The organism is Mariniflexile sp. TRM1-10 (genome assembly GCF_003425985.1).
GTDB lineage: Bacteria > Bacteroidota > Bacteroidia > Flavobacteriales > Flavobacteriaceae > Mariniflexile.
Window position 1 is genome coordinate 4,031,900 of the sequence record NZ_CP022985.1, and the last position, 14,508, is coordinate 4,046,407.

The 14,508-nt window shown below is 32.0% G+C and carries 11 protein-coding genes; 1 reads left to right on the forward strand and 10 read right to left on the reverse strand.

Features of this window, described 5'->3' with window-relative positions; all coding sequences use genetic code 11:
- Positions 1-291: 291 nt before the first annotated feature.
- The 6 genes from CJ739_RS16765 to CJ739_RS16790 all read right to left on the reverse strand — a co-directional run bounded on the left by CJ739_RS16765 (position 292) and on the right by CJ739_RS16790 (position 7,134).
- Entirely contained in the window at positions 292-1,482 is a 1,191-nt protein-coding gene (locus CJ739_RS16765) for a GNAT family N-acetyltransferase (protein WP_117177381.1), read from the reverse strand.
- On the reverse strand, positions 1,475-2,683 hold the full coding sequence (locus tag CJ739_RS16770; RefSeq protein WP_117177383.1) for a GNAT family N-acetyltransferase: 1,209 nt from the start codon (positions 2,681-2,683) through the stop codon (positions 1,475-1,477). Before CJ739_RS16770 ends, CJ739_RS16765 begins: the two co-directional genes overlap by 8 nt.
- 135 nt (positions 2,684-2,818) lie before the next feature.
- Positions 2,819-3,757 (reverse strand): GNAT family N-acetyltransferase, encoded by a 939-nt coding sequence (locus tag CJ739_RS16775; RefSeq protein WP_117177385.1) that lies wholly within the window; start codon positions 3,755-3,757, stop codon positions 2,819-2,821.
- Positions 3,748-4,725, reverse strand: a complete 978-nt coding sequence (locus tag CJ739_RS16780) for a hypothetical protein (protein WP_117177387.1) — start codon at positions 4,723-4,725, stop codon at positions 3,748-3,750. Before CJ739_RS16780 ends, CJ739_RS16775 begins: the two co-directional genes overlap by 10 nt.
- A 6-nt stretch (positions 4,726-4,731) precedes the next feature.
- Positions 4,732-5,985 (reverse strand): MBOAT family O-acyltransferase, encoded by a 1,254-nt coding sequence (locus CJ739_RS16785; RefSeq protein ID WP_236951535.1) that lies wholly within the window; start codon positions 5,983-5,985, stop codon positions 4,732-4,734.
- Positions 5,986-6,837: 852 nt separating this feature from the next.
- The gene (locus tag CJ739_RS16790) at positions 6,838-7,134 is read right to left on the reverse strand and encodes a GIY-YIG nuclease family protein (protein WP_117177391.1); all 297 of its coding nucleotides are present in this window, start codon (positions 7,132-7,134) and stop codon (positions 6,838-6,840) included.
- 799 nt (positions 7,135-7,933) lie between these two features.
- Here CJ739_RS16790 and CJ739_RS16795 point away from each other — a divergent pair.
- A complete protein-coding gene (locus tag CJ739_RS16795; protein WP_117177393.1) occupies positions 7,934-9,925 on the forward strand; it encodes a right-handed parallel beta-helix repeat-containing protein in 1,992 nt (663 codons plus the stop codon).
- A 49-nt stretch (positions 9,926-9,974) separates the two neighbouring features.
- Here the strand turns inward: CJ739_RS16795 and CJ739_RS16800 are convergent, their stop codons facing one another.
- From CJ739_RS16800 to CJ739_RS16815, 4 genes are all read right to left on the reverse strand, one after another.
- On the reverse strand, positions 9,975-11,351 hold the full coding sequence (locus CJ739_RS16800; RefSeq protein ID WP_117177395.1) for a phenylacetate--CoA ligase family protein: 1,377 nt from the start codon (positions 11,349-11,351) through the stop codon (positions 9,975-9,977).
- A gap of 1 nt (position 11,352) precedes the next feature.
- Positions 11,353-12,426 carry a glycosyltransferase family 1 protein gene (locus CJ739_RS16805; protein ID WP_236951536.1) on the reverse strand — a complete coding sequence of 358 codons (1,074 nt, stop codon included), beginning with the start codon at positions 12,424-12,426 and terminating at the stop codon, positions 11,353-11,355.
- A gap of 65 nt (positions 12,427-12,491) precedes the next feature.
- Positions 12,492-13,382: a glycosyltransferase family 2 protein gene (locus CJ739_RS16810; RefSeq protein WP_117179082.1), complete on the reverse strand. Its 891-nt coding sequence runs from the start codon at positions 13,380-13,382 to the stop codon at positions 12,492-12,494.
- 14 nt (positions 13,383-13,396) lie between these two features.
- Positions 13,397-14,500: an EpsG family protein gene (locus tag CJ739_RS16815; protein ID WP_117177399.1), complete on the reverse strand. Its 1,104-nt coding sequence runs from the start codon at positions 14,498-14,500 to the stop codon at positions 13,397-13,399.
- Positions 14,501-14,508 lie beyond the last annotated feature (8 nt).

Consider the following 14,508-nt stretch of genomic DNA (forward strand, 5'->3'; position numbering starts at 1 on the left):
ACAATCAATTCAACAATTCAACGGTTAAACGAATAAACAATATAAAAATAGTCATTAGTCATTAGTCATTAGTCAATGGTTGATGGTTTTTGGTTTAATTAAACAAATAAACGAATCAACGGATAAACAACCATGTTGGTAAATAGGACTTCGACTGCGCTCAGTCTGACATGATCAATTAGCGATTAACAATTGACAATTAACAATTAGCAATTGACAGTTAACGATTCTACAATTCTACAATTAAACGATTAAATGAATAAACAAGCATGTTGGTAATTTTTGGACATATTAATTTACTTTAGTTTTATTGGTTATTGTTATTTTTTGATTTTTGTTACGTCCTTGGACTATAAAACAGTTTGGATTGTTAGCTTCGATAAAAACTTTAACCGCATTGATTGGGGTGTTGGTTTCGTATAAAAAATTATAAACGCTATTTTTTAAAAAATGGTAGGCTTTATCATCTCTAATGTCAATAGGTTTTAGGTTTCCTGTTGCTAGGGTTGTGGTTTCTATGCTTATTTTAAAGTTGCTGTCGGGGTTTTCCTGATGTGTAAAACGAAACAGTTGTTTTTTTAAACGTTTATGGTGTGCGCTTATCTTGTTATTTAAATAGAAGTGGTAGAGTTTGTAGCGGCATTTTTCTTTAAAAGCTTGGTAATTGGCTGTACAAACCGCATTTAGTTGTTTTGGGTTGTACAGGATGTACGTGTTATAAAAATGCACCTGTGTTGCCCATTTGCTTTTGTAGTTATTATAGCCTTTTAATAAATCGTATAGTTTATAGTTTTTAGTGATGCACCACTCAATATTTTTAAGCATATCGATGGCTCCTAAATGAAATTTGGAGTAGTCGATATCGTAGGCACTAATGATGTAATAGCCCAAGTTGTTATTAAATAAATTTATGCGAATGCTAATAGGGGTGTGGGCATCGTAAATGACAAACATGTTTGCTTTTTTATCCAGAACCAATTGGTATATGGTTTTATGGAATTCCTCTAAATGCTGCAGTTCGTAATTGGCTTCTTGCTTTTGTTGAAATCGCCTAATTAACAGGGCTTCCAAGGCTACAAAAAGGGCATCATATTCCTGTCTATCCATAGCACCAAAAAAAACTTTATAGGTAATGGGAAAGCAGGTTTCCAATTTCTTTACGTAGCGTTTTAAATTATTCCTGTTTTTGGCGTTAAAGTTTTGTAGTAAATAATCATTTAGGGTTTTAAAGGTTTCCAATTCTACTACATGGCCTTTTAGTGTTTGAACGGTTTTTAGTTTAATACCGCTATTTTCACGGACATTTATAGTTAAATAGTCTGGTACATCTTGTACTATTTGCAGCTGCGCCGTATTGGTGTGTTGATGTTCCGTGTTTTTATACAGTAGGGTATTGCCTAGATACATGGCTCCGTAGCAAGCTGGTAGGTTGTTGTCGGCGAGCCACGATTTTAAAAATGTAAGTTTTGTTAGGCTAGGCATGGCTTATTATTTGGAAGTTTTTGGTTCCTGTAATGGCAAAGGTTTGCTGTTTTTCGTCGTTTGTAAAAACCTTGATGTTGGCAATATGGTCTTGCTGGTTAAACAGGAAATCGCATACCGGCTTTTTTAAAAAGGTAAACGGTTGTTGGTTTATATCTATAAGCTTTAGTGCGTTGTAGTTTTCTAAATATGTTATGGGCAGCGTTTCTAAAACGGTGAACTGTTTGTTGTGGTTGTTATTGTTTCTGTGCGTTAGGTTGTATTTCCATTGGATACCTTTTTTAAGTAATTTATGAACCTGCAGTGTTTTTAAAACCGAAACCATGGCGTAAAATCCTTTTATTTTAAAGGCATTGTACCATGCTACTGTGGTTGCTACTGCCGATTTAGGGTTGTAAACTATTTGTTTTTGAAAATGATATTCGGTATCAGTCCATTTGGATTTATAATCGTAATGTCCTTTTAAAAAGTCGAATACTTCCAAGTTGTTTTCAAAGGCCCATTGGGTTACTTTTATCAAATCTAAAAAGCCTATTGAAAATTTAGAAAAATTGGTGTCATACGATTTTAAATATCCGTACACCGCCTTACCACTTATCATGTTTATGCTTATGCTTATGGGGGTTTCATCGGCATAAATGACCGATAGAAACGCTTCCTTGTTTTGTATTAATGGGTATATTTTTTCTCTATAATATTCCCAATAGGGTATTTCATCATTCACCATTTGTTTTTCAACAAAGCGGGTTTCTAGCATTTTATACAGCTGGTTGAATAGGGTGTTAAACTCCTGTGGCGTGGTATTGCCATAAATTGTTTTATAGGAAATGTTGAATGATTGGTTTAGTCGCTTTTCGAAGGTTCTAAATTGGGCTCTGCGCTTTGCACTAAACTTACATTCCATATAGTCTTTAAAATTTTTGTAATTTTTAAGATTTATCGAGGTTCCTGTAAAGGTATTTAATGTTATGCTTTTTGTATTGCTATAGGGTGTTGTTTCCAGGTAGTTGGGTACATCAAAAACCATCCAACAGGCATTTGTTAAAATGGCTTCGGTGGTTTTGCCTTGTGTTTCGTTATTTTTGATTTTGGAATCCTTAATGGCAATGGTTTGGTAGTATGTAGAGGCTGTTCGCTCTAGCAGTAAAACCGTTAGGAAGTTAATGGGTTTTGCTTTTATATACTGTAACCACTTTGGCATATTTGAATAATGATTAATGATTAGTGATTAATGATTAGTGATTAATGGTTAGTGATTAACAAAATAGCTACTGTAAATAGTCAAATCAATAATTCATTCTAGATTTATTTTCCATAATTACATCCAACGGGTTATTTAGTTTAAACGGTATTTAATTTTATCTATGGACCATTTGTTGCCAATAAAGGTTTTATCTCTTAAAAACTGCTTCGTGAGTAATTCCATTTTAGTTGCATACGCCAACATGACGGGGAGTACGATGTGTTTTTTATAAAAAATATGGTAGTTTAAAACATAGGTTTCGTTGCACCACTTTGATTTATAATCGGTTTTACCTATGGATAGGTCGAAAATTGTTTTATCATTTAATATGCACCATTCCAATTGTTTGTATATGCTAATATCTCCCAAATTGTAATTGGAATAGTTAATGTCATAGGCCTGTATGTGGCTAAAGGTAATATCGGCAAGGTGGTAATTTAGGGTAATACTGATGGGCTTGTCTTTATCGAAAATAACATGTAAGGATGCTTTTTTGTTTACAATTTTCTCGTAGCTGCTCGCTTGTAGCGCACTCCATTTGGGGAGGTATCTGTTGTATATTTTTTTTTCTTTAAACCTTTCTTTTAATAAGTTATAGAAGACCTCAAAAATATAATCGTATTCCTTTTTTTCCATGATACCCGTAAAAACCTCATATCTAATTTGATGGTTAAGCTCTAACTTTCTTTGCTTTGAAAACAGGTTTTTTTTGTTTCGTTTGCTTAAATGCGTATCCATATAGGATGTTACCGTGCTGTGGTTGGATAAGTTAACCAAAAACCCTTTGTATTGTTTTATGTTTAATTGGCCTAGCTTTTTATTGGTGTTTGCGGATTGAATTTGTAAATAAGATGGCATATCGCACACAATTGTTAACAGTTTAACCGCTGTATTTTTACTGGTAATGGACTCTTTTATTTCTGTATTGGTTTTTTTATTTAAAATATGTGGCACATATAAATCACTAAGTTCATCATTTAAGAATAACTCGTAAGCAAGGTATTTTGTATTAAATAATTTACTTAGTAGCATGGGGAGGGGGTGATTGGGTATTGGGTTGTTATGTTGTGTTTTATATCTGCTGCTAGTAATTTTGTGAGCTGCTTTGCGCTTTGGGATTCTAAATGTAAGCCGTCGTAGGTTTTAAACTGATTGTGTTTATGGGTATAATTAAAATATGGGGCCTGGTATACTTTAGAGATGCTGTCCATTTCGACATCAAATTTAGGCCAAAATGTATTTTCAATTGTCAAAACCTCTTGGTCGGCAGGTAAACGAACTAAAAACACCTCACCTTTAGACTTTAAAAAGGTGAGCAGTTCAAAAAAACTATTTTTACGATAATTAGAAACTATTTGATTTTCAACAGTTTTATTTAAATATTGTAAAGTAAGCGATTTCCAGTATTTCATATCGCTTTCAGGAATGGTATCGCCTTGGGTTATTATTTGAACTTCATTCCAGCCATTAGCGTGTGAGGTTTTATGATTCCATTGGTCATGACTGTGTAGGGCATTGTACAAAGGCTGTCCGTAAGTGTTGATGATGTAATTATAATTCGGATTTGATGTAAATTCGGTTATTTTTCCTAAGATGGTTTTTTTATCCATGTTGTTAATATCTTCATCACTGGCTTGTTTTTGTGCTGCAAAACTACCTGGAGCAACCGATAAGATAAAGAGTTGCTTTTTGGAAGTTGTTTGCTTTAATTTTTTTTTGATAGCATCCAGATATACAGAGCCAAATTGTGACTGTGTTCCGTCTAATGCGAAGTTATCCAAAGGCCATTCAAAATCAAATGGTTCAAGTTCTTTTTCTATCATGCTTGGAACGATGCCCTCACTAGCTGTTGATAATCCTAATATTAAACTACCTGCTGGCCGTGTGAATTTTTTATAATAATCGTCAACGTATCCTTGTGATAATTTGTGGACTAAAGATAGGTAAGTTCCTATAAATACACTAATAAAAATAACAGTTTTAATAACGAGCCCCTTCATAGTTTCTTAAAATTGAAAATAGATAAACGTGTTTTGCCTGTTTATAGCAAATAGGCTTATTATAGCTATAAAACTTATGTAAATACTCCATCTTATGTATGTGGGTTTTCCAATAACCAGTTCGTGTATTTTATTGTTTCCTTTAAAGTAATGAACCGTTTGTACCAATATTATTAGCACCAAGCAAATTGCAAGCTCTATATAGTTGTTAAGTATGTTAATGTGTAAACTGCCAAATTGAAACATGCTTTTTATATACACCACCGCGTGCTCTATACTTGTGGCTCGGAAAAATACCAGCGAGAGCATTAAGTAGCCACCAACGATTGCCCATCCTAAAAAGGCCACCACTTTTTGGGGCAGTTTTAGCTTTTTTATAAGTTGCTGCCTTATTTTATTTGTGCTAACTTCTATAATGAGCAGTACGGCATTTAGCAAGCTCCATACGACAAAGGTCCAATTGGCACCATGCCACAGACCGTTAACAAAAAAGACTATCAGAATAGCGGTTACCCTGCTTAATTTGTAATTTTTAACCAGTGGTTGGTATAAATAATCGCGTAGCCAATGCATAAAGGATATGTGCCATCGTTTCCAAAATTGCCTTGCCGATGTGGAAAAGAATGGTCGGTTAAAATTTTGCATTAAATCGATGTTTAATGTTTTGGCAGTACCTATGGCAATGGCTGTATAGGCTGAAAAATCGAAATAGATTTGAAAGCAAAAAAATAGTGCTCCCAAAAATAAGGCAATGCCATGGGGTGATTGGGCGTTTTCAAAAGCTTCGTCCACGTAAACTCCCAAACGGTCTGCTACCACTACTTTTAGAAAAAATCCCCATGCCATGGTTACCAGCCCTTGTTTTATGTTTGGTAAATGTAGTTGTGTTTGCCGTTTTAATTGTGGCAGCAAACGTGATGCGCGTTCGATAGGTCCTGCTACCAATTGTGGAAAAAAGCACACATACAATGCAAACCAGCCCAAGTGGGTTTCGGGTTCTATTTTTCGGCGGTATACATCGATGGTATAGCTAAGGGTTTGAAAGGTGTAAAAACTAATGCCAATAGGCAGTAATAATTGGCTAAAGTTATAGGTATCAATGGCATTGGTACTGCTATGGCCCATTCCTAAAAATACAAGGAGTTGGTTGATGGTATTGGAAAAAAAGGCTAGGTACTTAAATGTGCAAAGCATTCCAATATTAACAGCAATGCTTAACGCCAAGTAGTATTTTCTAACGCGTGCTGTTGCACGTGCCATTTTTAGAGCTGCATAATAGTCTACGGTTGTTGAAATGAGTAAGAATATAACCAGCTTGGGGCTGTGAACCATATAAAAAAAGTAGCTTGCCGCTAACAGCCATATCCATCGGTATTTGTAGGGTGTTATAAAAAAACCGATAAAAACGACAGGGAAAAATAGTAGAAATTCAAAGGAATTGAATAACATAATGGCGCCTTGTTGGGTTTAAATATTATAGACTTGGTGGGCAAACATACTTTATTTTTTGCAATGTGGTTAAGATTTTATTTGAAACGCCGATATATTAGATGATGTGTTGGGATTTTTGATTTACGATTGACGATTTACGATTGATGATTCAGAATTCAGAATTTGGGGCTTGAATCAACTTTTAACTTTTAATGTGGTTATGAGGTTATATGGTTATGTTCTTGTGGTCGTTTAGTAAAATAGTTTTCAGCTTTTTAACTTTCTAACTACTGCCGTGAAACGTGAATGGAGAAGCGGAAGTTTAGACTTCTTGGATTGTTAGATTGGAGGTTGGGTGGGTTAATGATTGATTAATGATTTACGATTAACGATTTTTGAATTTAGACTTGTAAGTATGGTGTTTTATGTTTATGAATCAACTTTTTACTCATAATTCATAATTTTTAGATCCGGTTCTCGATACGCTGCGCACTCGAACTGACAATATGTTTTGATGTCAGTTCGAGTGAAACGCGTAGGTACGGAGCGTTTTGTATCGAGAACGGTTGGGTAGTAGGATTAATGATTGATGATTGATGATTTTTAGATTTTGGTTCTCGATACCATTTTCTCATACTTCGAAAATCACTCGAACTGACAAGCTGGGTAGTGTATCGAGAACTATTTGGAGTTAAATTTTTTCTTAGCAAGATTTGGCAACTTGTCAAATTCATTATTTATTAAAGCTTCTTTTTTTGCTCTAGACCATTTTTTAATTTGCTTTTCAGTGTCAATAGCCATATTTGGTTCTGTAAATTCTGCGTAAAACATGAGTTTTATAGGTCTTCTTGAGTATGTATAGCTGTCTGAGTGCTTTCCAGCGGTGTGTTCTATTATCCTTTTTTCAAGATTTGAGGTGAATCCTGTATAGTAGGTTTCGTCTGCGCATTTTAAAATGTATACATAGTAGATTCTCATATTTTAAAGTGTTGATTGATTTCAAAAGTAATTAAAACTATGGGGTTTTGATATGTTTTGTGCTTGGTTCTCGATACGCTGCGCACTCGAACTGACAGGTTGGGTGGTTGGTTGATGGTTGTCAGTTCGAGTGAAACGCGTAGGCACGGAGCATTTTGTATCGAGAACGGTTGGATGTTAGACGATTAATGATTGATGATTCAGAATTAAGGATTTTTGATTAACGATTAACGATTAACGATTGATGATTCAGAATTCAGAATTTAGGACTTGAATCAACTTTTAACTTTTAATACGGTTATACGGTTATGTTCTTGTTGTTGTTTAGTAAAATTGACGATTAACGATTAACGATTGATGATTCAGAATTCAGAATTTAGGATATTGAATCAACTTTTAACTCTTAACTTTTAATACGGTTATGTTCTTGTGGTCGTTTAGTAAAAACAGTTTTCAACCTTCTAACAATCTAACTTTCTAACTATTTAACCTTTTAAAATTGGTTGGATAAAAAAAAGTTATCAGTACTTATTAACAACGAGTTAGGAATCTGGATTTAATATATATTTTTGCGATTCAAAAAAAATTCACATATAAACGTCTATAAGTTGTATTTGGACGTATATAATTTCAATGCACCACTAAAAAATTACTTTTATCGATAGAAAATTACACTTTAACGATTTTATTTTGATGTCTCGAAAGCATTTCATCGAATAAATGAAACTTTTAAACGATAATTTTAATTTTAACCTTAACATTGCGCAATGAATTTTATGCTCCCTAAAACCAAGAACTTATGAAGATGATTATTAAACCTATGCTTTTTGTATTTACCCTCACGCTATTTTTAACCTCTTGTAACAATGAGGAATTATTTGTAGAAGACCTTACAGAGGTTGTGACACCTAACGATCCCGATGGCACTACGCCGGAGGAAGATGTTGATACTACCAATCCTGATGCCAGTTTACCTTGTGATTTTGATTTAAACAACTTACAGCCCAACCAAACCGTTATTATTAACTGTACTATGGATTTAGGTGGTGCTACCATCAACGTACCCTCTAGTGTTACTATTGTGTATGAAGGCGGCGATATTATAAACGGTACGCTTAATTTTTTGGATAACGCCACGATTTCTGGTGAACTTTTAAACAGTACCTTAACCATGGGTGGGGCCAAGCCTCAACTAAAAGACCCTGCTTTTGAATTTAACCCCAAACGTTGGGGAATTGTTGAAGGTGAAACGACTTCAGCAATTGCTTTAAAGAATAGAGATATTTTAGAATCTATGATGGTTCGTGTGAAAGACATGGGTGTTACTACTTTTAAAATAGATAAAATGGATGCTTATTTTGAAGTGAGTAAAGTAACTAGTACCACAACTAATCAAAATTTTTATCCAAGTATTGAAGCTATAAATATACCTTCTGATTTTAATTTGTTTTTGACAGATAACACACATCTTAGAACTTATCCAAATAATGCAAGTGATGGTAGGTTAATAGCTTTTAGAGATGTTTCTAATTCTTCAATAAAAGGAGGTAATCTTCATGGAGATCGCGATGAACACGACTATTCTAATCATAGTAAAGGCGAAGGCGGTAATCATATAATGGAAGTTCATGGATCTAATAATATACTTATTGATAATGTAAATATGCAAATGGGATCTAAAGGAGGGTTATTTATAAATTCTATTAACTTTACTTTCCAACCAGATTATATTCCCTCACATCATGTTACAATAAAAAATTGTGTTTTTAAAGATAATAGGAGGATGTCAGTAGCCTTAACCGATGGTAATAATATATTATTTGAAAATAATCAATTTATTGACACAGCATTAGATAGACCAAATTCAGATGGAGGAGTTGTAGGTTTTGCAGTTAATATTGAAGCTGTAAGAACAAGGGATGAAATAACAGGTGCTCTTATTTTATATGAAAGAGTATATGATGTTGTATTTAGAGGAAACTCCGAAACAGGAAGTAGAGTGGGAGGATTGAATATTTATACTGGAGAAAATGTTATAGTTGAAAATAATGAATTTGAAAATAAAGTTAATTGGAGTTACGCTTCAAGTGCTAGAATAAGAAATAATACATTTAAAGCATCTACAAAATCTAAAGTTTTTCCTGCTATTAATGCAGGGGGAAGTGGTGATACTGTTTTTGATAATCAAATTTCAGGAAATAATATATCAGGATATGATATTGGGATTTCTGCTTATCATAAAAATGTTAAAATATTTGAGAATAATATTGAAAATTGCTTAACAGGGATTCAATTAAAATCCATAAGTGATTCAGAAATATATAATAATAATATATTTAGCAATGTTCCATCAAGCAGAGGCATTATGATTCACTATACTAATGCAAATAATATAAATATATATAAAAATAAAATATCCACAATTACAGACAATCTGTTTATAGATACATTAAACCAAGAAGTTGGACAAGAAAACTATACGGTTAGCCTTTTCGAAAATGAATGTATTTCTAACGCCTCAGTTACATTAAGTCAAGCAAAGGGTGTTGTTTTTGAAAATAATACATCAAATGGAAAACTTCAATTAACAAACACTAAAGAAATTAAAATAGTAAATAATATTATCAAGTCATTAAATACTCATGGGATTTTGCTAATGGGTGAAAATTTTAATGTACACATAGAAGCAAATTCAATATTTTATCCAGAAAACACTCGTTTTCAATGTATTTACATTGCGAGTACTAATATTATTAATGAGATATTTCAAGATTCTAATTCTTGTAATTAATTTTCATATTCCCCCAGTTGAAGCATTATATATAATGACTTCAACTGGGTTATTTTTTTAAATTATTTTTAACTAATCTAAACTTTCCACTTTTTTCTACTGGAATTTGATTCACATAATTTATTTCAACACCAATTTTTTCTCCAACGCGGTCTCTTAAATTTTTTAAAAATGTTTGTTCATCTTTAATTGAAAAAACATTGTCATCTTTTTCAATTAAAACTAAAAGCTGCTTGATAGAGTCTTGTTGTATTTGAAATTTAACGATTCCTTGTACGCCTTTTAAACAATTAGAAATATTTCCTAAATTGATTTTTCCTATTTCTTCTGAAAAAATATAATCAGAAACACGACCTGAAATTTCTTTAACTAATGGATTGTTATTACCGCAAGAACAGCACCCATCTTGTAATTCAATCTGATCTCCTATATCATATCTTATGAGAGGTGTACCATGTGTGTTAAAACTAGTAACAACTAATCTGCCTTTTCTACTAGGTTTGTTCTCTGAATTGAGAACTTCAAATACGCCACTTTGCAATTCTAAATGCAAATTTTTATTTACACATTCTAAGATAAATGGAGCACCTTCTGAAGATGCATATTGATTGTAAATGTTAGTCTTAAAATACCCTTCAATGACATTACGAATATCAGGAGTTATTGTTTCTGCTGTAGGGAAAATTGCTTTAATTATATTGGAAGGAAATATTATTTGATTATTAATGCCATATTTTGCAATTTCATACATGGTTGAAGGAAATCCTACCATATACTCTGGCTTATAAGAAATTAAGTTCTTAAGATAAAAATCTAAATATTTACTATGAATATGGAATGTGGAATAATATCTAACATTATAAAAATAATCTGTTTTCCAAAATCTATTCTTCTTTATGTCTTTTGAATTTAAAAGGTTTTTTCCACTAAACCAAGCCGTTTTCTTTCCAAGTTTATAACCAAAGCCACTTCTGAAATTATCTAAGATTGCAAATCTCTCCTGTACGTCAGACGACGTATAAATTACCTCAAGAGACTTTCCAGTTGTACCTCCTGTTTTAGCTGTATGTCCATCTTCCTTCTTAATCGTATATACTTCATCAATATTTTTTCTTAATGTCTCTTTATCCATTATAGGAAGTTCATCAATTCTGTCTAAACTATCTGGAATTTCTACTGTATTTAATGTTTTTTTGTAATATTTAGAATTTTCCATTGTATAATGAATGAGTTCCTTATATTTTTGAGACTGTACAGTTATCAACTCACCTAATGTTAGGTCTTTGTTGTTAAAATAGCGGTTTTTGTATTCTTTGTATTTACCAGAATATCTTTCTTTATAAGCTAAAATATTAAAAATAGACACTATGCCATTTTGTATAAAATGCGGGGACTTTGCGTAAATTATATCTTTTAAATTTTTCATATTATTTATCTGTTTTCAAATAAAAATCTTCCAATAAATTTGTATTCATATGAATGTCATATCCATTTTTTTCAATTAAATCAAAATTATCTTTTCTTACATATGGCACCTTATCTAAAATTTTATCTGCCCACACATCAGGAGCATTGTTGATAGAAAGAAAGTCTATATCTTTTGTTATAGATACTTCATTTGTAATACTATCAGAGGCTAAAATTTTGATTCCTGCCGCTTGTGCTTCAATTAAAGTTACTGGTAAACCCTCATAAAAAGATGGAAAAACAAAAACATCAAACATTTGGTACAATTGTGGGATATCCGTTCTAATACCTAAAAAAAGAAGTTTTTCTGCGATATCTAAATTTTCTGCGTCTTTTTGTATTTGTTTTCTCAGCTCACCATCACCGACGAGAATCAATATACTATTTGGTTTCTTTTTTACAAGACAAGCAAAAATTTGCAATAAAAATGAATGATTTTTTTGGCTATTAAATCTTCCAACATGACCAATGACTAGTTTATTTTCTAAATTAAATTCTTTTTTATAGGCTGCACTAACTAATTTATCAAATTTAAATATATTGGCGTTAATTGCATTATTCATTATAGTAAAATCAGTTTGATTCCCAAATAACCATTTGCCTGCTTTTTCACCACAAGAAAAATAGTGTGAAGCATATTTATGAATATTTTTTTTTAATTTAAGTTTAATAATTTTTTTAATTAGTTCTTTAGTGCTTTCTTTATTATTTAATAAGTCTTTAAGTTTTATTTCTTCAATGGCAATATGGGCATGTGCTATGCGGCATGGGATTTTAAACTCCTTAGCTATTTTTAAAGGAAAGCTACTAAAGGTATTAATATGTGAGTGTATGATTTCATATTCAGGACGTTCCTTAAAAAACGCTCTTAATGATTTGTAATATTTTTCCGGAAACAAGGGGTTAATAGCATCAAACCTATATATTTTCCCTCCTAAACGTTCAATCTCTTCGTCAAAATCGGCTTTTTCTTTTCTATGGACTAAAAAATCGAATTGCACCTTGCTTTTGTCTATTTGTCGGTAATAATTCATAATCATAGATTCGGCACCGCCCCGATTCATAATTGTAAAAACCTGTAATACTCTAATGGCTGCCATTAAAAATCATTTTTAGTTTTGTATCGAATGTACAGGTTTAATACCACTCCAAAAGGAATCGCCAGAATTGTCGTAAGTTTTTTTGGTGATTCTGAAATAAACTTACTGTTTTTTGTAAATAGTGCACTGGATACATAATGAATGGCATTTTTAAATTGGTCTTTAAAATTTTTAGCTAATTGCATTCTGCTTTTTCTAGAAAAGGCAAAACCTTGAGGGTGTCTTCGGTATTGTTTTAGTATGTTCATACTAGACCCATCTTGCATATATTCAACAATACAAAATGCCTCATTTACAGGATATAACTTATAGTCTTGATCTATCAGTTGATATAAATATCCAAGGGGTACAAATCTTTCATTTTTAAAAATAGGGTATGGTGGGTACTTTTTTACAACTTCAGTACGATATACTAATTTTTTATCCCCTTTAACACCATATTTATTATACAATTCATAAAGCGTCGTTGATTTAATATGCTGAGGTATTTTTGTGCCAATTATGTTTTCATCTTTATCAATATCTAAGCCCACTAAACCAGCATATTCAGCTTTATTTTTAATATTTTCCCAATGTAACAGTATTTTTTCAACGGCATCAATAGGCATATAATCATCCGAATCAATACATACATTTAATTTGGTTTCAATTAAACGGTATGCTGCATTATGACCCCCATGCATCCCTTGATTTTCCTGATAGTGATATTGAATTTCAATCTTGTTTTCCAATATCCATGAGTTGACCAATTCTTTCGTATTATCTGTTGAACCATCATCGATAATTAACCAAATAAAATCTTGATTTGATTGAGATATCAAGCTTTGATATACTTGATTTAAACAGTACGCTCTATTATAAGTAGGCGTGAATACGGTAATTAACTTCATTGCTTGCATTTTAATCATTTAATAAACCCATAATAGATATAAGACATAAAATATGTAAAAGCAAAATAAACCAGAATTATTTTGCCTATCAATAGATGCTGATTTTTAAAGAAATTTTGTTTAAGGAATGGATAAATAATCACTAAAGCCATCATAAACCAAGACAAATAGGCAAACCGATTTGAAAAATCAGCCCTAATCACTAGAATCCAAAATCCATTACAAATTAAATAAGTGTTTAAAAGTTGAAAGTAGAATTTATCTTCAAATTTCTTTTTATAAATAAAGTACCAACCTGCAACCACGGCAAACGCACTATGAAATAAAAAATCCCACCTGAAACTATTACCGACGTTAGCATCCTCAGGTGTTAGATAATCAGCTAATCTGTCATCTCCGAATCCTAAGCTTGTGAATAAAGCTATCCATAAACTACCCATTACTAATGATAAGGGAATGCATAATAACCAAGCCTTCAGATAAACTTTTGGATTGTTATAAAAATAGGTTAAAAGATAGGCAGCAATAGGGAGCAGTAATGTTTTATGAAATAAAATAGCCCATAAAAAAAATAAGCTCATGATTATTTTCTTTTCACGAAAACATAATCCCCAAAGAAAAATGGACGCCGCAATCCCATTTCTTACACCATTAACTCCATAGGTCCAAAATGAAAATGAAACTATAAACATGACAAATGCATAATACCAAAATTCCTTAAATAAGTTTTTTGATATTTTATATAATGGAAATACATATAAAAAAGAACAAATTGTGAAAAATGTATGAGCTGATACTAAAGTGGACAAACTTTTCATGAAAACATGCCAACCCCAATCGTTAGCATCGGCAATAGGTTCTCCCAAGCTATATAAGTTAAATGCATGGAAATAATTAATTGTATCTCCAAAACCATATTTGGATGTTATAGGTCTTTGTCCAATAAAAAATATAATAAACACTAAAAGTATCAATCCTAAAGTATTTATAAATAGAATATTTTTTTTATCATCCATTTTTAAAACATAGGTATGCAGCAAGGTGAATAATACACCAAACAAGCATAAATTGATGTATAAATCGTAATAGTATTGTATAGGAATTATGCTGCTTTCCATAGAATCAA

Excerpts from the sequence above, each read along its gene's own strand:
- CJ739_RS16790 (WP_117177391.1), bottom strand. The coding sequence starts at position 7,134 with ATGAGAATCTACTATGTATACATTTTAAAATGCGCAGACGAAACCTAC.
- CJ739_RS16775 (WP_117177385.1), bottom strand. The coding sequence starts at position 3,757 with ATGCTACTAAGTAAATTATTTAATACAAAATACCTTGCTTACGAGTTA.
- CJ739_RS16810 (WP_117179082.1), bottom strand. The coding sequence starts at position 13,382 with ATGAAGTTAATTACCGTATTCACGCCTACTTATAATAGAGCGTACTGT.
- CJ739_RS16765 (WP_117177381.1), bottom strand. The coding sequence starts at position 1,482 with ATGCCTAGCCTAACAAAACTTACATTTTTAAAATCGTGGCTCGCCGAC.
- CJ739_RS16800 (WP_117177395.1), bottom strand. The coding sequence starts at position 11,351 with ATGAAAAATTTAAAAGATATAATTTACGCAAAGTCCCCGCATTTTATA.
- CJ739_RS16785 (WP_236951535.1), bottom strand. The coding sequence starts at position 5,985 with ATGGCACGTGCAACAGCACGCGTTAGAAAATACTACTTGGCGTTAAGC.
- CJ739_RS16770 (WP_117177383.1), bottom strand. The coding sequence starts at position 2,683 with ATGCCAAAGTGGTTACAGTATATAAAAGCAAAACCCATTAACTTCCTA.
- CJ739_RS16795 (WP_117177393.1), top strand. The coding sequence starts at position 7,934 with ATGAAGATGATTATTAAACCTATGCTTTTTGTATTTACCCTCACGCTA.
- CJ739_RS16805 (WP_236951536.1), bottom strand. The coding sequence starts at position 12,426 with ATGAATTATTACCGACAAATAGACAAAAGCAAGGTGCAATTCGATTTT.
- CJ739_RS16780 (WP_117177387.1), bottom strand. The coding sequence starts at position 4,725 with ATGAAGGGGCTCGTTATTAAAACTGTTATTTTTATTAGTGTATTTATA.
- CJ739_RS16815 (WP_117177399.1), bottom strand. The coding sequence starts at position 14,500 with ATGGAAAGCAGCATAATTCCTATACAATACTATTACGATTTATACATC.